The organism is Streptomyces sp. NPDC005485, assembly GCF_040606085.1.
Classification (GTDB): Bacteria; Actinomycetota; Actinomycetes; order Streptomycetales; family Streptomycetaceae; genus Streptomyces.
The window spans coordinates 1-23077 of record NZ_JBEXDZ010000155.1 but is presented as its reverse complement, the minus strand read 5'-3'; the positions used below and the strand labels follow the sequence as shown (position 1 = coordinate 23077).

Genomic DNA, 23077 nt, shown 5'->3' with positions numbered 1-23077 from the left:
CCTCGTACTGGACGTACTTGGGGCTTCGGCCGGTGCGGCGAGGGTGCGTGCCGGGCGCCGTGGGTGCTGTGCGGGACTTTCAAAACACCCCCTAGCGCTGTTTCTCCAGCAGTTCGGCGAGGACTTCGGCCATCACCGTGTACCCGGCGTCGTTCGGGTGCAGGTGGTCGCCGAAGTCGTACGCCGGGTGCAGCCGGTCCGGGTCCGCCGGAGCGGCCATTGCGCGGTTCAGGTCCACGACCGCGTCGTACTCCCCTGAGCTGCGGATCCATTCGTTCAGCTCGTGGCTCGCCTTCGCCGCGTGCTCGCCCCAGTGGTCGGAGCCGCCGAAGGGGAGCAGGGTCGCGCCGATGACGCGCACGCCCCGGGCGCGCGCCCGGCGGATCAACTCCCGGTGTCCGGCGATGAGTTCCTCGGCGTCGACGACCGGGGCGGGCCGGTAGGTGGGCTGTTCGTCCGTCTCGCTGAAGCCGAGGTCGTTGAGGCCCTGGAGCACGACGAGTGTGCTCACGCCCTCGTGGTCGAGGACGTCGCGGGCGAGGCGGTGAAGACCCTTCTCGCCGTACCAGGCCGAGTCGTTGAGCAGCAGGTTGCCGCCGATGCCGGCGTTCAGGACGGGCCGTCCGGTGCGTGCGGCGAGCGCGTCGGACCAGCGCCGGTTGTCGCCCGGGGTCGAGCCGAAGCCGTCGGTGATCGAGTCGCCGATGAGCGCGATCCCGTCCCCGCGGCCCGCGTCGACCTCGAGCGCGGAGAGGAAGTACCAGGACTCGGTGGACGCGTCGAAGCCCGCGCCGCCGGTGTCCTCCAAGCGGTCCCCGGAGCCGCGGTAGCTGGTCGCGAAGGCCTGGGCGTGGAAGGTCGCGGGTCCGGTGACGGCGTCAAGGTACAGGGTGACGGTCGCCGACTCCCCTGATTCCAGAGCGAGTTCGGCCGCGTCGCTGACCGTGTGGCCGTACGCCGGGATCTCGACGGACGCGGCCCCCGCGAAGGTGAGCCGCCGCAGCGAGCCGGGCTCCACGGCGGCGCCCGGCCCGCTGCGGGCGACGCTCGCGCCCGCGATCCTCAGGGGCGAGGTGCCGTAGGCGTTGGACAGCCGGATACGGGCCCGGTCGCCGCCCGCGGTGAGCCGTACGACCTGGCGCAGCGACTGGCGCCAGAAGCCCTCCTGCGACCAGTTGGGGGTGAAGCCCTCGCTGGGGCGCTGCGGCGAGGCGGTCCAGGCGGTGGTGAACACAGGGGTGGACACGGCGGTGGGCACGACGGTGGGCACGACGGAGCCTCCATAAATGGGTTCACAGTTCCTTTAGTGGCTGCCAGAACCGTAACAGGGGGTGTTGGATTAAGGGAACTACAGACCCATTACGTGAAGTTGAGTACGCGTACTCAGGCGTCGGGGGCCGGGTCGCCGGACGATCGAGGACATGCTGTGGTCCGACCCGGAGAACGAGCCGCCGAAGGAGCTCCGCGACATGCAGGAGATGTTGCGGCGGCTCGGCATCCTCATGGCGCTGGCCGTGATGCTCGCGATGGTCGTCCTCGGCGTCATGTGATCACCCCGGCCCCGGGCCGAGGCACCGCCCGAACCGCGCCGATACCCTGACCCCATGACTGATCAGCCGCGCCGCCGCCTTGTGCTCGCCTCCCAGTCCCCCGCCCGGCTCGGACTGCTGCGCCAGGCCGGACTCACCCCCGAGGTGATCGTCAGCGGGGTCGACGAGGACGCCGTGACCGCACCGACCCCCGCCGAACTCGCGCTCGCGCTGGCCCGGGCGAAGGCCTCCGTGGTGGCCGCGAGGCCCGAGGTCAAGGGCGCTCTGGTGATCGGCTGCGACTCGGTCCTGGACCTGGACGGCGAGGCGCTCGGCAAGCCCGCGGACGCCGAGGAGGCCACCGCGCGCTGGAAGTCGATGCGCGGGCGCGCGGGCACGCTGCAGACCGGGCACTGCGTGTGGGACACGGCGACGGGACGGCATGCGTCGGCGACCGCGTCCACCGTGGTCCGCTTCGGCGAGCCGACCGACGCCGAGATCGCCGCGTACGTCGCGTCCGGCGAACCCCTCTACGTCGCGGGGGCGTTCACCCTCGACGGCCGCTCGGCGCCGTTCATCGACGGCATCGACGGCGACCACGGCAACGTCATCGGGATCTCACTGCCGCTGGTGCGCCGACTGCTGGGCGAACTGGGCGTGGGGATCACGGAGTTGTGGGCGCCGCCAAAGAACTGATCCGGAGCCGCTCGAACGTCACTGGAACGATCAGGGCATCGAGGGGGCCGGCGGAGTGGCGACGGGGGCTGTGCCGTTGTCGCCTCCCTCACCTCCGGAGCCGTCCTCGGGCGCGACTTGAGCGGGGCCCGCCGTGCGGTCGTAGGACATCAGGACCAGCAGGATCAGCGCCAGGACGACCATCATGACGGTGAACGCGCCCCAGCCCACCAGGCCCACCGTGAAGGCGCCCAGCAGGGCGTGCACCACGGCGGCGCTGATCAGCAGGATCCGGCCGATGCCGGACGGGGGCCGGTTGCGCAGGGCGACGAGCAGCGCGGCGACACCGCACAGCGCGAAGTAGAGGCCGAAGACCAGGCCCGCGACCTTCGACGACGTCGACATCACGTCGGTGTCGAGTCCGGCCAGCGACATGTTCTGCCGGTCCACGACCATGCCCATGAACCAGTTGACCAGCGCGATGCCGACCGCTTCCACGAAGAGCACGATCGCGGTCACCCACGCGACAGGTCTGCGCGCCACCGTTCCCCACCCACACTTCCGGCTCTGTTACCTCAAGTACGTTCGCGACGTACCGAACGCTACTAACGGGTAAACCCGGGGACAAGGGTTCTGCGGAGGGCAAAGATTCATTGGGCCATTCGTAGGGACTCCACAAAGAAACCGAGTGGGGCGCAGCACGCTCTCACAGAGACCTTGGCCACACAGGGGGGCTAGGGTTCGGGGAAGGATTCCTGCGTACCGCGGTGCGACAAGGGATATCGCGGGTCGAGCGGGCCTCGAATCACGCTCCGTGTGGGCAAGCTCACCATTGGGGACGGGTCGAAAGGTCGTGTCGGCAGTCCCTAAACTCGGCTTGTTTCAAGGAGGGAGCCATCGTGCGCAAGGTGCTCATCGCCAACCGTGGCGAAATCGCTGTCCGCGTGGCCCGGGCGTGCCGGGATGCCGGGATCGCGAGCGTTGCCGTCTATGCGGAACCGGACCGGGACGCGTTGCATGTCCGTGCGGCGGACGAGGCGTTCGCATTGGGCGGTGACACCCCGGCCACCAGCTACCTGGACATCGGCAAGGTGTTGCAGGCCGCCAAGGACTCGGGAGCGGATGCCATCCATCCCGGCTACGGCTTCCTTTCCGAGAACGCCGACTTCGCCCAGGCCGTTCTGGACGCGGGCCTGATCTGGATCGGCCCGCCCCCGCAGGCCATCCGCGACCTCGGTGACAAGGTTGCCGCCCGGCACATCGCCCAGCGCGCCGGTGCGCCGCTGGTCGCCGGTACGCCGGACCCGGTCTCGGGTGCGGAGGAGGTCGTGGCGTTCGCCGAGCAGCACGGCCTGCCGATCGCCATCAAGGCGGCCTTCGGTGGCGGCGGGCGTGGCCTGAAGGTCGCCCGCACGCTCGACGAGGTCCCCGAGCTGTACGAGTCCGCGGTGCGCGAGGCGGTCGCGGCGTTCGGGCGCGGCGAGTGCTTCGTGGAGCGCTACCTCGACAAGCCCCGGCACGTGGAGACCCAGTGCCTGGCCGACAGCCACGGCAACGTGGTCGTCGTCTCCACCCGTGACTGCTCGCTGCAGCGCCGCCACCAGAAGCTGGTGGAGGAGGCCCCGGCGCCGTTCCTGTCGGACGCTCAGGTCGAGGAGCTGTACTCCTCCTCCAAGGCGATCCTCAAGGAGGCCGGCTACGTCGGCGCGGGCACCGTGGAGTTCCTGGTCGGCACGGACGGCACGATCTCCTTCCTGGAGGTCAACACCCGCCTCCAGGTGGAGCACCCGGTCACCGAGGAGGTCGCCGGGATCGACCTGGTCCGCGAGATGTTCCGGATCGCCGACGGCGAGGAGCTCGGCTACGGCGATCCCGAACTGCGCGGCCACTCCTTCGAGTTCCGCATCAACGGCGAGGACCCCGGTCGCGGCTTCCTGCCCGCTCCGGGCACGGTCACGGCCTTCGCGCCGCCCTCCGGCCCGGGCGTACGCCTGGACGCCGGTGTCGAGTCGGGCAGCGTCATCGGCCCGGCCTGGGACTCGCTGCTGGCCAAGCTGATCGTCACCGGCGCCACCCGCGAGCAGGCGCTCCAGCGGGCGTCCCGCGCGCTGGAGGAGTTCCAGGTGGAGGGCATGGCCACGGCGATCCCCTTCCACCGCGCGGTGGTCACCGACCCGGCGTTCGCGCCCGAACTGACCGGTTCGCAGGACCCGTTCACGGTGCACACCCGGTGGATCGAGACCGAGTTCGTCAACGAGATCAAGCCGTTCACCGCGCCCGCGGACGCCGAGACCGAGGACGAGCCCGGCCGCGAGACCGTCGTGGTCGAGGTCGGCGGCAAGCGCCTGGAGGTCTCCCTCCCGTCGTCGCTGGGCATGTCGCTGGCGCGCACCGGCCTGGCCGCGGGTGCCAAGCCGAAGCGGCGGGCCGCGAAGAAGTCCGGCCCGGCAGCCTCCGGTGACACCCTCGCCTCCCCGATGCAGGGCACCATCGTCAAGGTCGCTGTCGAGGAGGGCCAGGAGGTCAAGGAAGGCGACCTGATCGTCGTCCTCGAAGCGATGAAGATGGAACAGCCCCTGAACGCGCACCGCTCGGGCACCATCAAGGGCCTGTCCGCCGAGGTCGGCGCGTCCCTCACCTCGGGCGCCCCCATCTGCGACATCAAGGACTGATCCGCGGAAGACGGCGGGGCTCTGCAGAGGGCCCGTAGAAGGTCGTCGGCAGGCATCCGAAGCGCTCGGTGGACTGGAGTGTCAGTCCGCCGGGCGTTTCGGCGTTCGGCGTCGCGGCCGGCGGTGACGTACCGCCCGCGTCGCGGGGAACCGTCAGCGGCGGCGCAGGTCCGCCACGCGGGCACGCTCTCCCTGGGGCTGTTCCGCGCCCAGGACGCTCGCGCTGCGCAGACCGTGACCCGCGCCCGGGACCTGGCCGCGCCGCGGTCCGGGAAGGGGCACGTCCCGGCGCGGCTGACGCCCCGCCGGGACCGTATCGCCCCCTGGGCCCGATGAGGATCCGTTGGACGATCCGGCCACCGCGATCTGTACGCCCTGGTCCGCCAGGGCCTGCAACTCGGTGGCCGCGCGGTCGTCGTGCGCGGGTGGCTCGTCCGTCACCAGCCGGGTGATCACGTCGGTCGGCACCGTCTGGAACATCGTGTCGGTGCCGAGCTTCGTGTGGTCGGCGAGGACGACGACCTCGGAGGCGGCCTGGACCAGGGCGCGGTCGACGGACGCCGACAGCATGTTGGACGTGGACAGCCCGCGCTCGGCGGTCAGTCCGCTCCCGGAGAGGAAGGCCCTGGACACCCGCAGCCCCTGGAGGGACTGCTCGGCCCCGCTGCCGACAAGGGCGTAGTTGGAACCGCGCAGGGTGCCGCCGGTCATGACGACCTCCACACGGTTTGCATGGGCCAACGCCTGTGCCACCAAAAGGGAGTTGGTGACGACGGTCAGCCCAGGAACCCGTGCGAGCCGGCGCGCCAGCTCCTGCGTGGTGGTTCCCGCCCCGACCACGATGGCTTCGCCTTCTTCGACGAAGCTCGCGGCGAGATCGGCGATGGCCGTCTTCTCGGCGGTCGCGAGATGTGACTTCTGCGGAAAGCCGGACTCCCGCGTAAACCCGCCCGGCAATACCGCACCGCCGTGTCGGCGGTCGAGGAGTCCTTCTGCCTCCAGTGCGCGCACGTCCCGCCGTACGGTCACTTCGGAGGTCTGGACGACGCGGGCGAGCTCACGGAGCGACACGGCCCCGTTCGCTCGCACCATTTCGAGGATCAATTGGCGACGTTCTGCAGCGAACACGAAACTGACAGTAACCCCAACGACCGTCTGCTTTCAGCAGTATGCGCCGAATAACAGAAGTTGTTCGCATCACGGCACCAGAAGTGGTATACGGGCCTAATCGCGGCGCCTATGCCGTGCGAATGGGCGGCAACTCCCCGTGACCAGCGAGGAGTTGCCTTTCGCGGTCAGCCCTCGCCCGTGGACTTCCGGGTGTGCAACTGCCTGGCCACCTCGGCGATCGAGCCCGACAGGGACGGGTACACGGTGAAGGCGTTCGCGATCTGTTCGACCGTCAGATTGTTGTCGACCGCGATCGAGATGGGGTGGATCAGTTCCGAAGCGCGGGGCGACACGACCACTCCGCCGACGACGATCCCGGTGCCCGGACGGCAGAAGATCTTGACGAAGCCGTCCCGGATGCCCTGCATCTTGGCGCGCGGGTTGCGCAGCAGCGGCAGCTTGACGACCCGGGCGTCGATCTTGCCCGCGTCGACGTCGGCCTGCGAGTAGCCGACCGTCGCGATCTCGGGGTCGGTGAAGACGTTCGACGAGACCGTCTTCAGGTTCAGCGGGGCCACCGCGTCACCGAGGAAGTGGTACATCGCGATGCGGCCCTGCATGGCGGCGACGGACGCGAGGGCGAAGACGCCGGTCACGTCACCGGCGGCGTACACGCCGGGGGCGGTGGTGCGGGAGACCTTGTCGGTCCAGATGTGGCCGGAGTCGCGGACCCTGACCCCGGCCTCCTCCAGGCCCATCCCGCTGCTGTTCGGGATGGCGCCGACGGCCATCAGGCAGTGCGTGCCGGAGATGACGCGGCCGTCGGAGAGCGCGACCTCGACGCGGTCGCCCACCCGTTTGGCGGACTCCGCGCGGGAGCGTGCCATCACGTTCATGCCGCGGCGGCGGAACACGTCCTCCAGAACGGCGGCGGCGTCGGGGTCCTCGCCCGGCAGCACACGGTCGCGGGAGGAGACGAGGGTGACCTTGGAGCCGAGCGCCTGGTACGCGCCGGCGAACTCGGCGCCGGTGACACCGGAGCCGACCACGATGAGCTCCTCGGGGAGTTCGTCGAGGTCGTAGACCTGGGTCCAGTTCAGGATGCGCTCGCCGTCGGGCTGCGCGTCGGCCAGCTCGCGCGGGTGCCCGCCGGTCGCGATGAGGACGGCGTCGGCGACGAGGGTCTCCTCGGTGCCGTCCGCGGTGCGCACGACGACCTTGCGCGAGCCGTCGATGGACTGCATGCCGTCGAGCCGCCCGCGCCCCCGCATGACCCGGGCCCCGGCCCGCGTCACGGAGGCGGTGATGTCGTGCGACTGCGCCAGCGCGAGGCGCTTGACCCGTCGGTTGACCTTGCCCAGGTCGACACCCACCACCCGGGCCGCCTGCTCCAGAGGAGGCGTGTCGTCGGCCACGATGATGCCCAGCTCCTCGTACGAGGAGTCGAAGGTCGTCATCACCTCGGCCGTGGCGATGAGGGTCTTCGACGGTACGCAGTCGGTGAGCACCGACGCCCCGCCCAGACCGTCGCAGTCGACGACGGTCACCTCCGCGCCGAGTTGCGCTGCCACCAGGGCAGCTTCATATCCGCCGGGTCCGCCACCGATGATCACGATCCGAGTCACGTACTCCATTGTCCCGCACGCTTCAAGGTGCTTCCGCCCAGGGGCCTCCGAGTGTGCATTCGAGCTCCTTCTGTTACGCAAGAGGCGTACGCGACGCTGCCGTACCCTCGACCCCATGTCGCTCTACGCCGCGTACGCCGGCAATCTCGACCCGCGGCTCATGACGCGCCGCGCCCCGCACTCGCCGCTGCGCGCCACGGGCTGGCTGAACGGCTGGCGGCTGACGTTCGGCGGCGAGCACATGGGCTGGGAGGGAGCGCTGGCGACCATCGTCGAGGCGCCGCGGTCCCAGGTGTTCGTGGCGCTGTACGACGTCGCCCCGCTGGACGAGGACTCCATGGACCGCTGGGAGGGTGTCGGCCTCGACATCTACCGCCGGATGCGCGTGAGGGTGCACACGCTGGAGGGTGAGGAGCCGGCGTGGGTGTACGTGCTGAACGGGTACGAGGGCGGACTGCCCTCGGCGCGGTATCTCGGGGAGATCGCCGACGCCGCGGAATCCGCGGGCGCGCCGCACGACTACGTCATGGAGCTTCGCAAGCGGCCCTGCTGACGAGCGGGCGGGCCTGTGCTCCGCCGCTTCCCGGCGGGCCTGCCCCACCGCTTTTTCGTTGGAAACGACAAGACAACGATCGCAATCCCATCAGCTCTGTCATCTACGCGCGTAGGCCCGGAGCGGCTACGCTCATCCGCGTGAACGCATCTCTTCTTCCGGACGACATCCAGGGCGACCCGTACGCCGCCGCCGACGCCGCCGCCGCGCGCCTGCGCGAGCTCACGGGCGCCGAGACCCACGACGTCGCGCTCGTGATGGGCTCCGGCTGGGCCCCGGCCGTGGACGCGCTCGGTTCCCCCGAGGCCGAGTTCCAGGTCACCGAGCTGCCCGGCTTCCCGCCGCCGGCGGTCGAGGGACACGGCGGCACGATCCGCTCGTACCGGGTCGGGGCCAAGCGGGCGCTGGTCTTCCTGGGCCGCACCCACTACTACGAGGGCCGCGGCGTGGCAGCCGTCGCGCACGGCGTGCGGACCGCCGTCGCCGCCGGCTCCAAGACCATCGTGCTGACCAACGGCTGCGGCGGCCTGCGCGAGGGCATGCGCCCCGGCCAGCCGGTCCTGATCAGCGATCACATCAACCTGACGGCGACCTCGCCGATCGTGGGCGCGAACTTCGTGGACCTCACCGACCTGTACTCGCCGCGGCTGCGCGCCCTGTGCAAGGAGATCGACGAGACCCTCGAAGAGGGCGTCTACGCGCAGTTCCCCGGCCCGCACTACGAGACGCCCGCCGAGATCCGTATGGCCCGTGTCATCGGCGCGGACCTCGTGGGCATGTCGACCACCCTCGAGGCGATCGCCGCGCGCGAGGCCGGTGCCGAGGTGCTGGGCATCTCCCTGGTGACCAACCTCGCCGCCGGCATGACGGGCGAGCCCCTCAACCACGAGGAGGTCCTCCAGGCGGGCCGCGACTCCGCGACCCGCATGGGCGCCCTCCTGAACCGGGTCCTCGAACGCCTGTAGGTTCCCCCTCCCGGGTACACAGCACGCACAACAAAGAGAGAGGTCGACCCGACGTGCAGGACGAACTCATCGCACGGGCCAAGGCGTGGCTGGCCGAGGACCCCGACGCGGAGACCCGTGAGGAACTCGGCAAGCTCATCGACGCCGAGGACGTCACCGAGCTCGCCGCACGCTTCAGCGGCACCCTCCAGTTCGGCACCGCGGGTCTGCGCGGCGAGCTCGGCGCGGGCCCGATGCGCATGAACCGGTCAGTGGTCATCCGCGCCGCCGCCGGCCTCGCCGCGTACCTCAAGGCGAAGGGCAGGGCGGGCGGTCTCGTCGTCATCGGCTTCGACGCCCGTCACAAGTCCGCCGACTTCGCCCGCGACACCGCGGCCGTCATGACGGGCGCCGGGCTCCGTGCCGCCGTACTGCCCCGCCCGCTGCCCACGCCCGTCCTGGCGTACGCCATAAGGCACCTCGGCGCGGTCGCGGGCGTGGAGGTCACCGCCAGCCACAACCCGCCCCGCGACAACGGCTACAAGGTCTACCTCGGCGACGGCTCCCAGATCGTGCCGCCCGCGGACGCGGAGATCGCCGCGGAGATCGACGCCATCCGCGCGCTCGCCGACGTCCCGCGCCCCGACGCCGGCTGGGAGACCCTCGACGAGGGCGTCCTGGACGCCTATCTGGCCCGCACGGACGCCGTCCTGTCCGCCGGGTCCCCGCGCACCGCACGGACCGTCTACACGGCGATGCACGGCGTCGGCAAGGACGTCCTGCTCGCGGCGTTCGCCCGGGCCGGTTTCCCGGAGCCCGTCCTCGTCGCCGAGCAGGCCGAGCCGGACCCCGACTTCCCGACCGTCGCCTTCCCCAACCCGGAAGAGCCCGGCGCGATGGACCTCGCCTTCGCGAAGGCCCGCGAGACCGACCCCGACCTGATCATCGCCAACGACCCGGACGCGGACCGCTGCGCGGCGGCCGTACGCGACGGCGCGGAATGGCGGATGCTGCGCGGCGACGAGGTCGGCGCACTGCTCGCCCAGCACCTGGTCGACCGCGGGGCGCGCGGCACGTTCGCCGAGTCGATCGTCTCCTCCTCGCTGCTCGGCCGGATCGCCGAGAAGGCGGGGCTCGCGTACGAGGAGACGCTGACGGGCTTCAAGTGGATCGCCCGCGTCGAGGGTCTGCGGTACGGCTACGAGGAAGCGCTCGGCTACTGCGTCGACCCCGAGGGCGTCCGCGACAAGGACGGCATCACCGCCGCCCTGCTCATCACCGAGCTCGCCTCCGAGCTCAAGGAGCAGGGGCGCACGCTGCTCGACTTGCTGGACGACATCGCCGTCGCGCACGGGCTGCACGCCACCGACCAGCTGTCGGTACGCGTGGAGGACGTCTCGGTCATCGCCAACGCCATGCGGCGTCTGCGCGAGCAGCCGCCGACGCAGCTCGCGGGCCTGGCCATCACCAAGGCCGAGGACCTGACGCAGGGCACGGAACTGCTCCCGCCGACGGACGGGCTGCGCTACACGCTGGACGGCGCCCGCGTCATCGTCCGGCCGAGCGGCACCGAGCCGAAGCTGAAGTGCTACCTGGAGGTCGTCGTCCCGGTCGGCACTCGCGACCACCTCCCTGCGGCGCACACGAAGGCCCGCGACCTGCTGGCGACGATCAAGCGCGACCTGTCGGCGGCGGCCGGCATCTGACACGCGTACACCGGGGTGCCCCTCCCCAGGGGCACCCCATCGGGTGATTTACGCCCGGCACTTGACGCAGCGCTCCCGTGCGCCGCCGGTCGGCCGAGGAACCGTGGTCCGGTAGCGCACCGCCGAGTCCCAGGAGCTGCCGCGTGTCCTCGACCGCTTCCCGGCCGCCGTCCGCCCCCTCCCGGAAGCCCCCGGGAGCCGACGAGCCCCCGAGCGGACTCCTCCCCGGCAGCTTCCCGGGCACCCGGCGCCCCGGGCCCTCCCGCACCCCCGAGCCGGGCCTTCGCACCCGTGTGCCCCGCGCCCTGCGCCGCGCGGCCCCCGCCCTCCTCGGCTACGCCGCCGTACGCCTCGTGGGCCTGCTCGTGCTCGCCCTCTGGGCGCACCGGCAGCAGCACGGCGTGTGGCCGATGCTGGCGACGCAGTGGGACGCGCACTGGTATCTGGGCATCGCCGACCACGGGTACACGCACGAGCTGGGCAGCGCGTACGACGCGAACAACCTCGCCTTCTTCCCGCTCTACCCCGTCCTGGTGAAGGCGGTCGCGGCGGTCACTCCGGGTACGCGCGCGACGGTGGGGCTGGTGATCGCGGTGGTCGCGTCGTTCGGCGCCGCCTGGGGGATCTTCTCGGTGGGCCACCGGCTGCACGGCCGCCGGACGGGCGTGCTGCTCACGGTGCTGTGGGCGGCGTCGCCGGTCGGCCTGGTGCAGTGGATGGGCTACACGGAGTCGCTGTTCACGGCCTTCGCCGCCTGGTCGCTGTACACGCTGCTCACGCGCCGCCCGCTGTGGGCGGCCGCGCTGGCCTCGCTGGCGGGGCTGACCCGGCCGACGGGCATCGCGGTGGCGGCCGCGGTGAGCGTGAGCGCGCTGCTCGCACTGCGCCGCCGCTTCTCGGCCCGCACCCTCGCGGCCGCCGCCCTCGCCCCGGCGGGCTGGCTCGCCTACGTCGGCTGGGTGGGGCTGCGGCTGGGCCGCTGGGACGGCTACTTCGCCGTACAGCGGCTGTGGCACAACGAGTGGGACGGCGGCGCGGAGACCCTGCGGCGGATGCGCGAGTACCTGGCGTACGACTCCACGCCCGAGCTGTTCCTGGTGACGGTCACCGTCACCCTGCTCGCCTCGGTCGCACTGCTCGCCCTCGCCGCCTGGGACCGGCAGCCGGCGCCCCTGCTGGTCTTCGCGGGCGTCATGCTCCTGATCGTCCTGGGCAGCGGCGGCGTCTACTTCCCGCGCGCCCGCTTCCTGCTGCCCGCCTTCCCGCTCCTGCTCCCGCTCGCCCTGCACCTGTCCCGCGCCTCGGCCCGCTGTCTGACGCTCACGCTGACGGCGGCGGTGCTGGGGTCGGCCTATTGCGGCGCGTACATGACGCTGGTGTGGCCGAGCGCGCCGTAGAACGCGAAGGCGCAGACCGGGCAGGAACCCGTCAGCCCACCGCCAGCAGGATCGCCAGCACGATCGCCCCCGCCACCGCGGGCCCCACGATCTCGTACGCCCAGCGCACGCTCGGCTCGCCCTGCGCGCTCTCCGCCTTGCCGCGGGCCTCGGCCAGTTCGCGCAGGTCGTCCATGATCTGGTCGGTCTGGGCGCGGCCGGGTCGGGTCCCCACCGCGGAGGTGTCGCCGCCGGATTCGGCCGCGGTCCCGCGCGCCTGCCGCCGGGCGGCGCTCTTGCGGGCGCGCAGCGAGACGGGCACGGCCCACAGCTGGTACTTGGTGCCGGAGGGGGTCACGACCTCGTTGGAGTAGCCGGAGCGCAGCGAGACGACCGAGCTCCAGGGCAGTACGACGACGCGGAACGGGTTGCGGATGCGCAGCCGGTCCTCGTTGGCGAAGACCGCGGGGCGCAGCGTGAAGGCGGACACCAGCGGTACGAGGAGGATCAGCGAGGCGAGCGCGAGCCAGGGGGTGCGGCCGCTTCCCGAGATCAGCGCGTCGATGCCGAGCCAGAGCGCGATGGCCAGCAGCAGCACGCCGCCCGCGATACCGGAGGGCGACCGGTAGATCCGGTCCTTCGACTCGGGTCGCGAGGCGTCCGGTGGGGGAGACTGGTGGTCCGGGGTCGTCATGGCCCCGATTCTGCCCGACGAAGCGCACAGCGCTCATCCGCGGTGGCCGCTCGCACAGTGAGCACCCGGGGGTGTACAGCAGCTACGCGCGTAGATATGCTCGGCTGGTGACCATGCCCACCTCTGCACACGCTGCTCATACGCTCACGGACGTGACCGCGTCCGACAGCACGCTGCGCCGCTTCCTCCACGGGCTGCCCGGCGTCGACGCGGTCGGCCTGGAGGCGCGCGCCGCCTCCCTCGGCACCCGATCCATCAAGACGACCGCGAAGGCGTACGCCATCGACCTCGCCATCTCGATGGTCGACCTGACGACGCTGGAAGGCGCGGACACCCCGGGCAAGGTCCGGGCGCTCGGCGCCAAGGCGGTCCGCCCCGACCCGACCGACCGCACCACGCCCACCACGGCCGCGGTCTGCGTCTATCCCGACATGGTGGCCACCGCGAAGGAGGCCGTCGCCGGATCCGGCGTGAAGGTCGCCTCCGTCGCCACCGCCTTCCCGGCCGGCCGTGCCGCGCTCGACGTGAAGCTGGCCGACGTGCGCGACGCGGTCGCCGCGGGCGCCGACGAGATCGACATGGTCATCGACCGCGGGGCGTTCCTCGCGGGCCACTATCTGAAGGTGTACGACGAGATCGTCGCTGTGAAGGAGACCTGCGGGACGAGCGCCCGGCTGAAGGTCATCTTCGAGACCGGTGAGCTGTCGACGTACGACAACATCCGGCGGGCCTCCTGGCTCGGCATGCTGGCCGGCGCGGACTTCATCAAGACGTCCACCGGCAAGGTGGCGGTCAACGCGACCCCGGCGAACACCCTCCTCATGCTGGAGGCGGTGCGCGACTTCCGCGCCCAGACCGGGGTACAGGTCGGTGTGAAGCCGGCCGGCGGCATCCGCACCACCAAGGACGCGATCAAGTTCCTGGTCCTGGTGAACGAGACGGCCGGTGCGGACTGGCTGGACAACCACTGGTTCCGCTTCGGCGCGTCCTCGCTCCTGAACGACCTGCTGATGCAGCGTCAGAAGCTGGCCACCGGCCGCTACTCCGGCCCCGACTACGTGACGGTGGACTGATCACCATGGCTTCCGTATTTGAGTACGCACCGGCACCCGAGTCCCGCTCGGTCGTCGACATCGCCCCGTCCTACGGGCTGTTCATCGACGGCGAGTTCGTGGAGGCGGCGGACGGCCGGGTCTTCAAGACGGTCTCCCCGTCCACCGAGGAGGTGCTCTCCGAGGTCGCCCAGGCGGGCGAGGCGGACGTGGACCGAGCGGTGAAGGCCGCCCGCAAGGCGTTCGAGAAGTGGTCGGCGCTGCCCGGCTCCGAGCGCGCCAAGTACCTGTTCCGTATCGCGCGGATCATCCAGGAGCGCTCCCGCGAGCTCGCCGTCCTGGAGACGCTGGACAACGGCAAGCCCATCAAGGAGACCCGCGACGCGGACCTCCCCCTGGTCGCCGCGCACTTCTTCTACTACGCGGGCTGGGCCGACAAGCTCGACCACGCCGGGTTCGGTGCCGACCCGCGCCCGCTGGGCGTCGCCGGCCAGGTCATCCCCTGGAACTTCCCGCTGCTGATGCTGGCGTGGAAGATCGCCCCGGCCCTGGCGACCGGCAACACGGTCGTCCTGAAGCCCGCCGAGACGACCCCCCTCTCCGCCCTCTTCTTCGCGGACATCTGCCGCCAGGCGGGCCTGCCCCGGGGCGTCGTCAACATCCTTCCCGGGTACGGCGACACGGGCGCGGCGCTCGTCGCGCACCCCGACGTGAACAAGGTGGCCTTCACCGGCTCCACCGCCGTCGGCAAGGCGATCGCCCGCCAGATCGCGGGCAGCCACAAGAAGGTCACGCTCGAACTGGGCGGCAAGGGCGCGAACATCGTCTTCGACGACGCCCCCATCGACCAGGCCGTCGAGGGCATCGTCAGCGGCATCTTCTTCAACCAGGGCCAGGTCTGCTGCGCGGGTTCCCGCCTCCTCGTCCAGGAGTCGATCCAGGACGAGCTGCTCGACTCCCTGAAGCGGCGGCTGTCCACCCTGCGCCTGGGCGACCCGCTCGACAAGAACACGGACATCGGCGCGATCAACTCCGAGGAGCAGCTCTCGCGCATCACCTCGCTCGTCGAGCAGGGCGAGGCCGAGGGCGCCGAGCGCTGGTCGCCGACCTGCGAACTGCCGTCCTCCGGCTACTGGTTCGCCCCGACGCTCTTCACGAACGTCACCCAGGCGCACACCGTCGCCCGCGACGAGATCTTCGGCCCGGTGCTGTCCGTCCTGACCTTCCGCACGCCGGACGAGGCGGTCGCCAAGGCCAACAACAGCCAGTACGGCCTCTCTGCGGGCATCTGGACGGAGAAGGGCTCGCGCATCCTCGCGGTCGCGAACAAGCTCCGCGCGGGTGTCATCTGGTCCAACACGTTCAACAAGTTCGACCCGACCTCGCCGTTCGGCGGCTACAAGGAGTCGGGCTTCGGCCGCGAGGGCGGTCGCCACGGCCTGGAGGCGTACCTCGATGTCCGATAAGCCCAAGAACACCGAGAAGCCCAGGAACGCTGAGCAGCAGCGGCTGAGCGTCTTCAAGACCTACAAGCTGTACGTCGGCGGGAAGTTCCCGCGTTCCGAGAGCGGCCGGGTGTACGAGGTGACGGACTCAAACGGCAACTGGCTGGCGAACGCCCCGCAGTCCTCCCGCAAGGACGCCCGTGACGCGGTCGTCGCCGCCCGCAAGGCGTTCGGCGGCTGGTCCGGCGCGACGGCGTACAACCGGGGCCAGATCCTCTACCGCGTCGCGGAGATGCTGGAGGGCCGCAGGGACCAGTTCGTGCGCGAAGTGGCCGACGCGGAGGGCCTGTCGAAGTCGAAGGCGGCCGCCGTCGTGGACGCGGCGATCGACCGCTGGGTCTGGTACGCGGGCTGGACCGACAAGATCGCCCAGGTGGTCGGCGGCGGCAACCCGGTCGCGGGCCCGTTCTTCAACCTCTCCACCCCGGAGCCGACGGGCGTGGTCACCGTCCTCGCCCCCCAGGATTCGTCCTTCCTCGGCCTGGTCTCGGTGATCGCCCCGGTGATCGCGACCGGCAACACGGTGATCGTGATCGCCTCCGAGAAGTCCCCGCTGCCCGCCCTGTCCCTCGGCGAGGTGCTGGCCACCTCCGATCTCCCCGGTGGAGTCGTCAACGTCCTGTCCGGCCGTACGGCGGAGATCGCCGCGCCCCTGGCCGCCCACCAGGACGTCAACGCGATCGACCTCGCGGGCGCGGACGACGTACTCGCCAAGGAGCTGGAGATCGCGGCGACGGACAACCTGAAGCGGGTCGTCCGTCCACAGCCTGTGGATTATTCCGCGACGCCCGGCATCGAGCGCCTCACGGCCTTCCTGGAGACGAAGACCGTCTGGCACCCGACCGGTTCCCTGGGCGCGTCCGGCTCGGCGTACTGAGCCGGGCACCACAAGACCGGAGAGCCGCGCCTCCTCCCCGTCCGGGGGCGGCGCGGCTCTCTGCTCCTTGGGCGGCCGTCGGCCGTGGCCGTCAGCGCAGCCCCGCGACCGCCTGGCCGAGAAGCGGGATGCTGCCGATCGACGAGGCCTGCGCGACCGGGCCGGTCAGCGCCTGGGAGGCGAGGGGCTTGAAGTCGGCGAGCTGGGTGCCGACTCCGTTGTCGAGCGGGTCGACTCCCGTGCCCGCGAGCGGGTTGGGCTTGAGGCCGGCGACCGGTCCGGTGACGTACCCGACCGTGCCGGTGAGCGCCCCGAGCCCCGCCTGCGGGTCGATGTTGCCGAGCGAGGTGGGCCGGCTGCGCATGACGTCGACGGCGGGCGCGGTGTCCGCGGCGGCCGTGGCCGCGCCCGCCCCCAGTGCCGCGCCCGCGGTCGCGAGGGCGACCAGGGCGCGCTGGGCGGTCGGGTGGTGGAGGGAGAGGTGTCGTGCCATGACTGCTGCCACCTTCTACTGCTGAGGGTAATCGGGTCGACACGAAGGGTAGTTGAGGTGTGATGTGTGCTCCAACGGCGACCCGCTGGGTCGGCAGCGGCCGCGTGATGCCTCACACTGGACTCTCGTGAGTTCCCATCCCGCGATACCGACCCGAGTCGTGCTGCTGTCCGGCCCGTCCGGCTCCGGAAAGTCCCTCCTCGCCGCCCGCTCCGGCCTGCCCGTGCTGCGGCTCGACGACTTCTACAAAGAGGGCACGGACCCGACGCTGCCGCACGTGGAAGGCAGCACGGACATCGACTGGGACCATCCGCTGTCGTGGGACGCGGCCACCGCGGTCGACGCGATCACCGAGCTGTGCCGTACGGGACGTACGACCATTCCCGTGTACGACATCTCGCTGAGCGCCCGTACCGGCACGGAGACCCTGCACATCGAGCGCGCCCCGCTGTTCATCGCGGAGGGCATCTTCGCCGCCGAGATCGTCGAGCGCTGCCGGGAGCTGGGAGTGCTGGCCGACGCGCTGTGCCTGACCCGCGGACCGGTGACCACGTTCCGCCGGCGCTTTCTGCGCGACCTCAAGGAGGGCCGCAAGTCGGTGGCGTTCCTGCTCCGCCGCGGCTGGCGCCTGATGCGAGCCGAGCGTTCGATCGTGGCCCGCCAGACGGAACTGGGCGCGTACGCCTGCGACAAGGACGAGGCGCTGGACAGGCTGGCCTCGGCCGCCGCCGGCCGTTGCGCGAAAGCGGCGGCGTAGCCCCGCACACGAAAAAGCGGGACTGGACGGACCCCCCGGCCCTCCAGTCCCGCATTTCTTTGTGCTCCCCCGTGGTCCCCCGTGACCCCGTTGGTTCCCCCCGGAACCGCATCCCCCGTGACGTGCTCTGTCCGACGCCTCCCCCCGGAGTGACGGACAGCCCCCGTGCTTCCCCCCGTTGCCCTCGGGCGGCCTGTCAGGCGACAAGCTCCCCGAAGGACTCCTCCTCGTCACGGCCGAAGCTGAGGACCTCGTCCTCGCGCAGCCGGCGGAGCGACCGCCAGATGCTGGACTTCACCGTGCCGACACTGATGTCGAGGATCTCCGCGATCTCCGGGTCGGTGCGGCCCTCGTAGTAGCGAAGGACCAGCATCGTGCGCTGGAGTTCGGGCAGCCGGGCGAGCGCCTGCCACAGCACGGCGCGCAGCTCGGTGCCGCGCATCGCGTCCGTGTCACCGACGGTCTCCGGCAGTTCCTCGGTCGGGTACTCGTTCAGCTTGCGGCGGCGCCACGCGCTGATGTGCAGATTGGTCATCGTGCGGCGGAGGTAACCCCCGACCGCGGCCTTGTCGCTGATCCGGTCCCAGGCCTTGTACGTCGAGAACAGTGCGCTCTGCAGCAGGTCCTCGGCCTCGAAGCGGTCACCGGTCAGGTGGTAGGCGGTTGCGTACAGGGAGGCGCGGCGCTCCTCGACGTAGGCGGTGAACTCCGCCTCCGACGCCGAACGACGCTCCCCCGTGCCCTCCCCGTACGCGGCTCCCCCGTGAGCTCCCCCGTTACCGTTTCCCCCCGTGAACGCGTCAACCACCGTCATGTACGTGGTGTGCTGACGCCCGGCGCCGCGAGCGCACCCCCGCCCGCTCACGGCACCGGACTTCTCGGTGTTCCGGGCTACGTCGTGCAGACGCGTGACAACTGCAACTGCGCTAGTGCTGGTGCTGTGCAGCGTGTTCATCTCGCGCCCCCCGTCGTGGAGTCCCGGTTTCCCTGTCGTGCTGTCCTGCTGCCCTGCGGTCCTGCCTTGTGACGAAAAGCTTGCCCGGGGGACTTCATGGACGTGTCCGCCGACTGTCACAGACCTGTCACAGGGGCTGTAGCCAGGCGGACCACAGGCCGATCACAGAGAAGAGCCGTACGACTACGCAGATGACCACTCGGCGGCCCCGACAGGTCTCGCTTCTGTGCGGGGAATGGGTGGGAGCGCTCCAACGGTCGAAACACCGCCATGACATGGGCCAGAATGACGTCGTGCCTTCCCTGTTGCTGATCGAGGACGACGACGCCATCCGTACGGCCCTGGAGCTCTCTTTGACGCGCCAGGGACACCGGGTGGCCACCGCTGCCACCGGTGAGGACGGTCTGAAGCTGCTGCGCGAGCAGCGGCCGGATCTCATCGTGCTGGATGTGATGCTGCCCGGCATCGACGGTTTCGAGGTGTGCCGTCGTATCCGGCGCACGGACCAGCTGCCGATCATTCTGCTGACCGCGCGCAGCGACGACATCGACGTGGTGGTCGGGCTGGAGTCCGGCGCCGACGACTATGTCGTGAAGCCCGTGCAGGGGCGGGTGCTCGACGCCCGGATCCGGGCGGTGCTGCGCCGCGGTGAGCGGGAGGCCAACGACTCGGCGTCGTTCGGCTCCCTCGTCATCGACCGTGCCGCGATGACGGTCACGAAGAACGGCGAGGACCTGCAGCTGACGCCGACCGAGCTGCGGTTGCTGCTGGAGCTGAGCCGCCGGCCCGGACAGGCCCTGTCCCGGCAGCAGTTGCTGCGTCTGGTGTGGGAGCACGACTACCTCGGTGACTCGCGGCTGGTCGACGCGTGTGTGCAGCGGCTTCGCGCGAAGGTCGAGGACGTGCCGTCCTCCCCCACCCTGATTCGCACCGTGCGTGGCGTCGGCTACCGGCTGGACAATCCTCAGTGACCAAACCGCAGGACAAGCTCCGCGGCTGGGCCGCGGCGCGCAAGGCCATACTGTCGGGACTGCGGTTCACCAGCCTGCGGCTGCGCCTGGTCGTGGTGTTCGGTCTGGTGGCGCTCACCGCCGCCGTGTCGGCGTCGGGCATCGCGTACTGGCTCAACCGGGAGGCCGTGCTCACCCGCGCCCAGGACGCCGTACTGCGCGACTTCCAGCAGGAGATGCGCAACCACGCGAGCATGCTGCCCGAGCATCCCGCGCAGGAGGAACTGCGGCGCACGGCAGGGCAGATGGCCAACAGCAGTCAGCGCTTCAGTGTGCTCCTGGTCGCCGAGGACCGCGACGGCGGGAAGATCTCCGGGAACTCCGCGCTGGACACCTTCACGCTGGAGGACGTACCCAAGTCCCTCCAGAAGGCGGTGAACAGGAAGCAGGAGCTGTCCTCCAACAACAAGTACGCCTACCACCTGTACTGGCAGCGGATCACCGACGACGGCAAGCCGTACCTGGTGGGCGGCGCGAAGGTGATCGGCGGCACGACGACGGGCTACATGCTCAAGTCCCTTGAGCCGGAGGCGAAGGACCTCAACTCCCTTGCCTGGTCGCTGGGTATCGCCACCGGGCTCGCCCTGATCGGCTCGGCACTGCTCGCACAGGCCGCCGCGACCACGGTCCTCAAGCCGGTGCACCGGCTGGGCATCGCGGCCCGCCGCCTCGGCGAGGGCAAGCTCGACACCCGGCTGCGCGTGTCGGGCACCGACGAACTCGCGGACCTCTCCCGTACGTTCAACCACACGGCGGAGGCCCTCGAAAAACGCGTGGCCGACATGAGCTCGCGCGACGAGGCGTCCCGCCGCTTCGTGGCGGACATGTCCCATGAACTCCGTACGCCGCTCACCGCGATCACCGCCGTGACGGAGATCCTGGAAGAGGAACTGGACGCGGAGACGGGCAGCGTGGACCCGATGATCGAGCCGGCCGTACGGCTGGTGGTCAGCGAGACGCGCCGCCTCAACGACCTCGTCGAGAACCTGATGGAGGTCACCCGTTTCGACGCGGGCACCGCCCGTCTGGTCCTCGACGACGTGGACATCGCCGACCAGATCACCTCGTGCATCGACGCGCGCGCCTGGCTGGACGCGGTGGAACTGAACGCCGAGCGCGGCCGGATGGCCCGCCTCGACCCGCGGCGCCTCGACGTCATCCTGGCGAACCTGATCGGCAACGCGCTCAAGCACGGCGGCTCGCCGGTCCGGGTCACCGTCCGCGAAGAGGGCGACGACCTGTTGATCGAGGTCCAGGACCACGGGCCCGGCATCCCCGAGGACGTCCTCCCGCACGTCTTCGACCGCTTCTACAAGGCGAGCGCGAGCCGCCCCCGCTCCGAGGGCAGCGGCCTCGGTCTCTCCATCGCGCTGGAGAACGCGCACATCCACGGTGGCGAGATCACGGCGGCGAACGTGCCCAAGGGCGGCGCCGTCTTCACGCTCCGGCTCCCGCAGGACGCCTCGGAGCTGCTCGCGGACGAGGAGCGCAACGGGAGCGCCAACGGCACGGAGGGCAACGCCAGATGACCGTACGACGAGGGGTACTGCTCGGGCTGGCCCTGCCCGTCCTGGCCGGCGTCCTCACCGGCTGCGGGATCCGGGCGACACAGGTGCCCACGGACTTCGGTCCCGCGCCCTCCCTGGTCCCCTGCGCCCTGTCCGGCGCGGACATCTCGACGCAAAGTTCGCGGGGCGTCCCGGTCCAGGTCTTCATGCTCTGTTCCTCGACGCTGGTAACGGTCGACCGCTCCGTCCGTATCCCCGACGGTACGGCGGAGGCGGAGCGGCGTGTCCTCGTCGCGCAGGGGCTGCTCGACGAGCTGGCCGAGACGCCGTCCGCCGTCGAGCAGCAGGCCGGGTACACCACCGCCGTGCGCGGGGGCATGACGGTGAGCGGGCCCCGGGGCAAGGACCCCGACGACACACTCCGGCTGAGCACCGCGCCCGAGAACCTCACGCCTTCCGCCCTCGCGCAGATCGTCTGCACCTTCTCCGACTCCGCCGCCGCGCAGGACGACGGTTCGGTGCTCCTCGGCGGCCCCGGCGCCACCGCGCTCCGCCGCTACGACTGCACCCCCGAGGTCCGCTCCTCCCCCGCGGCCAAGCCCCCACCCTCCACAGAGGACAACACCTCCTGACGACCCCGGGGTGCGTGGGCAAACCCCGGGTACCCCTTGTTTCCTTCGCACCCTGGGTTGGTGCCGGCCGGGGGTGGGCCACGCAGCCCGGCGCTTACGGGGTGCCGCTGCGCCCACCCGTGCCGCCCCTGTCGGCACGATTGCCCGCAGCTGGGTGACCACTACCTGCAGGCGCCGTACGACGTAAGGGTCCGTGCCGGTACGTCTCTGCCCGTCGCGTAGCCGGCCGCCCGCCAAGTTCCGCCGTGCTCGGCTCCCGGGCAGTACGCCCACGCGGCGACGGGCAAGACGTACCGGCACGGACCCGACCCACCCACCGAACCGCACCGCGACACGACCCAAGGCGCCCCCGCCAGAGAAAGGCACACGAGCAACGCGGAACCGATCCCGCCGACCCCCGCGTCTTGGGGGGCGTGCAGCGTCAAGGCTCAGACGGCGGCAGCGCCGTGATCCGCGTCCGTGTGGCAGGAGGTGTCCTCCTCGTCGCACACCTCGCGCTCGTCGCCTGGCTCACACTGCGTCCCCTGGACGTCCCCTGGGTGAGTGCCCCGAACCTGCACCCGTTCGCCGGCATCAGAGCCGATCTCGCGCTCACCCCCCAGGACGCGGCCCGCCGCATCGGTGCGGGCCTCGGCCTCCTCGCCCCCCTCGGCGTCCTGCTCCCCATGGCGGGCGGCAAGCTCACCGTCTCCCCGCTCGGCTCCCTGATCCGTACGATCACCGCGGGCGCCCTGCTCTCGATGGGCATCGAGCTCCTGCAGACCGGCGTCCCCGGACAGGTCGTGGACGTCGACTCGGTCCTGCTGAACACGGTCGGCGTCGCGCTGGCCCATCTCGCGATCGTGCCCGCCGCCCGCGCCCGGCTCCGCCGCCGGGCCAGGACGCGCCGTCGCACGCCCCTCCCCCGGGAGGAAGCCACTCAGGGTCGGACCCCGACGATTCCCAGGGTCGGGATCGCACCGTAGAGCGACGCTTCGCCCGCTTCGTCTCCGTAACGTTGTAGACATCGAGGCCGCGGAAAATCCCGGCCGAGAACCGACCTCTACAACCGACTCACGGTTCACGAAGGAGCCACCATGACCGCCATTGCCCGCCCCACCAACGGCCGGATGATCGGCGGAGTGTGCGCAGCGCTGGCACGGCGCTTCGGCACCTCCGCGACCACGATGCGCGTGATCTTCGTACTGTCCTGCCTGCTCCCGGGCCCGCAGTTCCTGCTCTACATAGCGCTGTGGTTCCTGTTCCCGTCCGAGGACAAGGCCCGCACGGCCTGGTGATCGCCACTCCGCACCGCAGCGACAACGCCGGTGGGGCGCACCCGAACCAGCCGACCTGCTGGTCCTGCTCTCCGACGTCGACGGCGTGTACGACGGCGACCCCAGCAAACCCGGTACGTCGCGGATA

23 protein-coding genes are annotated in these 23077 nt (G+C 70.9%); 16 read left to right on the top strand and 7 right to left on the bottom strand.

Annotated elements, in window-relative coordinates; all coding sequences use genetic code 11:
* Positions 1-91: 91 nt before the first annotated feature.
* Positions 92-1234: an SGNH/GDSL hydrolase family protein gene (locus ABZS97_RS35570; RefSeq protein ID WP_356144708.1), complete on the bottom strand. Its 1143-nt coding sequence runs from the start codon at positions 1232-1234 to the stop codon at positions 92-94.
* A gap of 187 nt (positions 1235-1421) precedes the next feature.
* Between ABZS97_RS35570 and ABZS97_RS35565 the strand changes: the two genes are divergently transcribed.
* Together ABZS97_RS35565 and ABZS97_RS35560 are read left to right on the top strand one after the other, a co-directional pair.
* Positions 1422-1550, top strand: coding sequence for a hypothetical protein (locus ABZS97_RS35565; RefSeq protein WP_356144704.1), 129 nt, complete (start codon positions 1422-1424; stop codon positions 1548-1550).
* Positions 1551-1604: 54 nt separating this feature from the next.
* Positions 1605-2225: a nucleoside triphosphate pyrophosphatase gene (locus ABZS97_RS35560; RefSeq protein ID WP_356144702.1), complete on the top strand. Its 621-nt coding sequence runs from the start codon at positions 1605-1607 to the stop codon at positions 2223-2225.
* 30 nt (positions 2226-2255) lie between these two features.
* Here ABZS97_RS35560 and ABZS97_RS35555 read toward each other — a convergent pair whose 3' ends face one another.
* A complete protein-coding gene (locus ABZS97_RS35555; RefSeq protein ID WP_356144700.1) occupies positions 2256-2747 on the bottom strand; it encodes a hypothetical protein in 492 nt (163 codons plus the stop codon).
* A 356-nt stretch (positions 2748-3103) separates the two neighbouring features.
* On the opposite strand from ABZS97_RS35555, the gene ABZS97_RS35550 reads away from it, so the two are divergent.
* Complete coding sequence (locus ABZS97_RS35550) at positions 3104-4876, top strand: biotin carboxylase N-terminal domain-containing protein (RefSeq protein ID WP_356144698.1); 1773 nt, start codon at positions 3104-3106, stop codon at positions 4874-4876.
* Positions 4877-5029: 153 nt separating this feature from the next.
* On the opposite strand, the gene ABZS97_RS35545 is transcribed toward ABZS97_RS35550, so the two are convergent.
* Entirely contained in the window at positions 5030-6004 is a 975-nt protein-coding gene (locus ABZS97_RS35545) for a DeoR/GlpR family DNA-binding transcription regulator (RefSeq protein ID WP_356144696.1), read from the bottom strand.
* A gap of 167 nt (positions 6005-6171) precedes the next feature.
* The gene (locus tag ABZS97_RS35540) at positions 6172-7620 is read right to left on the bottom strand and encodes an NAD(P)H-quinone dehydrogenase (protein ID WP_356144694.1); all 1449 of its coding nucleotides are present in this window, start codon (positions 7618-7620) and stop codon (positions 6172-6174) included.
* 106 nt (positions 7621-7726) lie between these two features.
* On the opposite strand from ABZS97_RS35540, the gene ABZS97_RS35535 reads away from it, so the two are divergent.
* From ABZS97_RS35535 to ABZS97_RS35520, 4 genes are all read left to right on the top strand, one after another.
* Positions 7727-8164 (top strand): gamma-glutamylcyclotransferase, encoded by a 438-nt coding sequence (locus ABZS97_RS35535; protein ID WP_356144692.1) that lies wholly within the window; start codon positions 7727-7729, stop codon positions 8162-8164.
* Positions 8165-8304: 140 nt separating this feature from the next.
* Entirely contained in the window at positions 8305-9129 is an 825-nt protein-coding gene (locus ABZS97_RS35530; RefSeq protein ID WP_356144690.1) for a purine-nucleoside phosphorylase, read from the top strand.
* A 53-nt stretch (positions 9130-9182) separates the two neighbouring features.
* Complete coding sequence (locus tag ABZS97_RS35525; RefSeq protein ID WP_356144688.1) at positions 9183-10814, top strand: phospho-sugar mutase; 1632 nt, start codon at positions 9183-9185, stop codon at positions 10812-10814.
* Between the two features lie 143 nt (positions 10815-10957).
* Positions 10958-12211, top strand: coding sequence for a hypothetical protein (locus tag ABZS97_RS35520; protein WP_356144686.1), 1254 nt, complete (start codon positions 10958-10960; stop codon positions 12209-12211).
* Positions 12212-12242: 31 nt separating this feature from the next.
* Here the strand turns inward: ABZS97_RS35520 and ABZS97_RS35515 are convergent, their stop codons facing one another.
* The gene (locus ABZS97_RS35515; protein WP_356144684.1) at positions 12243-12884 is read right to left on the bottom strand and encodes a PH domain-containing protein; all 642 of its coding nucleotides are present in this window, start codon (positions 12882-12884) and stop codon (positions 12243-12245) included.
* Positions 12885-12997: 113 nt separating this feature from the next.
* Here ABZS97_RS35515 and deoC point away from each other — a divergent pair, with 113 nt between their 5' ends.
* Genes deoC through ABZS97_RS35500 form a run of 3 tightly spaced genes read left to right on the top strand, consistent with a single transcriptional unit; the run spans position 12998 to position 16318 of the window.
* Positions 12998-13957 carry a deoxyribose-phosphate aldolase gene (gene deoC / locus ABZS97_RS35510; protein ID WP_356144706.1) on the top strand — a complete coding sequence of 320 codons (960 nt, stop codon included), beginning with the start codon at positions 12998-13000 and terminating at the stop codon, positions 13955-13957.
* 5 nt (positions 13958-13962) lie between these two features.
* The gene (locus ABZS97_RS35505) at positions 13963-15402 is read left to right on the top strand and encodes an aldehyde dehydrogenase family protein (RefSeq protein ID WP_356144682.1); all 1440 of its coding nucleotides are present in this window, start codon (positions 13963-13965) and stop codon (positions 15400-15402) included.
* On the top strand, positions 15392-16318 hold the full coding sequence (locus ABZS97_RS35500; protein WP_356144680.1) for an aldehyde dehydrogenase family protein: 927 nt from the start codon (positions 15392-15394) through the stop codon (positions 16316-16318). Before ABZS97_RS35505 ends, ABZS97_RS35500 begins: the two co-directional genes overlap by 11 nt.
* Before the next feature lie 91 nt (positions 16319-16409).
* On the opposite strand, the gene ABZS97_RS35495 is transcribed toward ABZS97_RS35500, so the two are convergent.
* A complete protein-coding gene (locus tag ABZS97_RS35495; RefSeq protein WP_356144678.1) occupies positions 16410-16811 on the bottom strand; it encodes a hypothetical protein in 402 nt (133 codons plus the stop codon).
* Positions 16812-16938: 127 nt separating this feature from the next.
* Between ABZS97_RS35495 and ABZS97_RS35490 the strand changes: the two genes are divergently transcribed.
* Positions 16939-17568, top strand: a complete 630-nt coding sequence (locus tag ABZS97_RS35490) for a uridine kinase (protein WP_356144676.1) — start codon at positions 16939-16941, stop codon at positions 17566-17568.
* A 196-nt stretch (positions 17569-17764) separates the two neighbouring features.
* On the opposite strand, the gene ABZS97_RS35485 is transcribed toward ABZS97_RS35490, so the two are convergent.
* Positions 17765-18523, bottom strand: a complete 759-nt coding sequence (locus ABZS97_RS35485; RefSeq protein ID WP_356144674.1) for a SigE family RNA polymerase sigma factor — start codon at positions 18521-18523, stop codon at positions 17765-17767.
* A gap of 293 nt (positions 18524-18816) precedes the next feature.
* On the opposite strand from ABZS97_RS35485, the gene afsQ1 reads away from it, so the two are divergent.
* The 5 genes from afsQ1 (at position 18817) to ABZS97_RS35460 (ending at position 22950) form a co-directional block, all read left to right on the top strand.
* The gene (gene afsQ1 / locus ABZS97_RS35480) at positions 18817-19494 is read left to right on the top strand and encodes a two-component system response regulator AfsQ1 (RefSeq protein ID WP_037625670.1); all 678 of its coding nucleotides are present in this window, start codon (positions 18817-18819) and stop codon (positions 19492-19494) included.
* Positions 19491-21062 carry a HAMP domain-containing sensor histidine kinase gene (locus ABZS97_RS35475; protein WP_356144672.1) on the top strand — a complete coding sequence of 524 codons (1572 nt, stop codon included), beginning with the start codon at positions 19491-19493 and terminating at the stop codon, positions 21060-21062. The genes afsQ1 and ABZS97_RS35475 overlap by 4 nt, the downstream gene beginning before the upstream one ends.
* Entirely contained in the window at positions 21059-21673 is a 615-nt protein-coding gene (locus ABZS97_RS35470; protein WP_356144670.1) for a hypothetical protein, read from the top strand. Before ABZS97_RS35475 ends, ABZS97_RS35470 begins: the two co-directional genes overlap by 4 nt.
* 413 nt (positions 21674-22086) lie before the next feature.
* On the top strand, positions 22087-22638 hold the full coding sequence (locus ABZS97_RS35465) for a VanZ family protein (RefSeq protein WP_356144668.1): 552 nt from the start codon (positions 22087-22089) through the stop codon (positions 22636-22638).
* 111 nt (positions 22639-22749) lie between these two features.
* The gene (locus ABZS97_RS35460; protein ID WP_356144666.1) at positions 22750-22950 is read left to right on the top strand and encodes a PspC domain-containing protein; all 201 of its coding nucleotides are present in this window, start codon (positions 22750-22752) and stop codon (positions 22948-22950) included.
* Positions 22951-23077 lie beyond the last annotated feature (127 nt).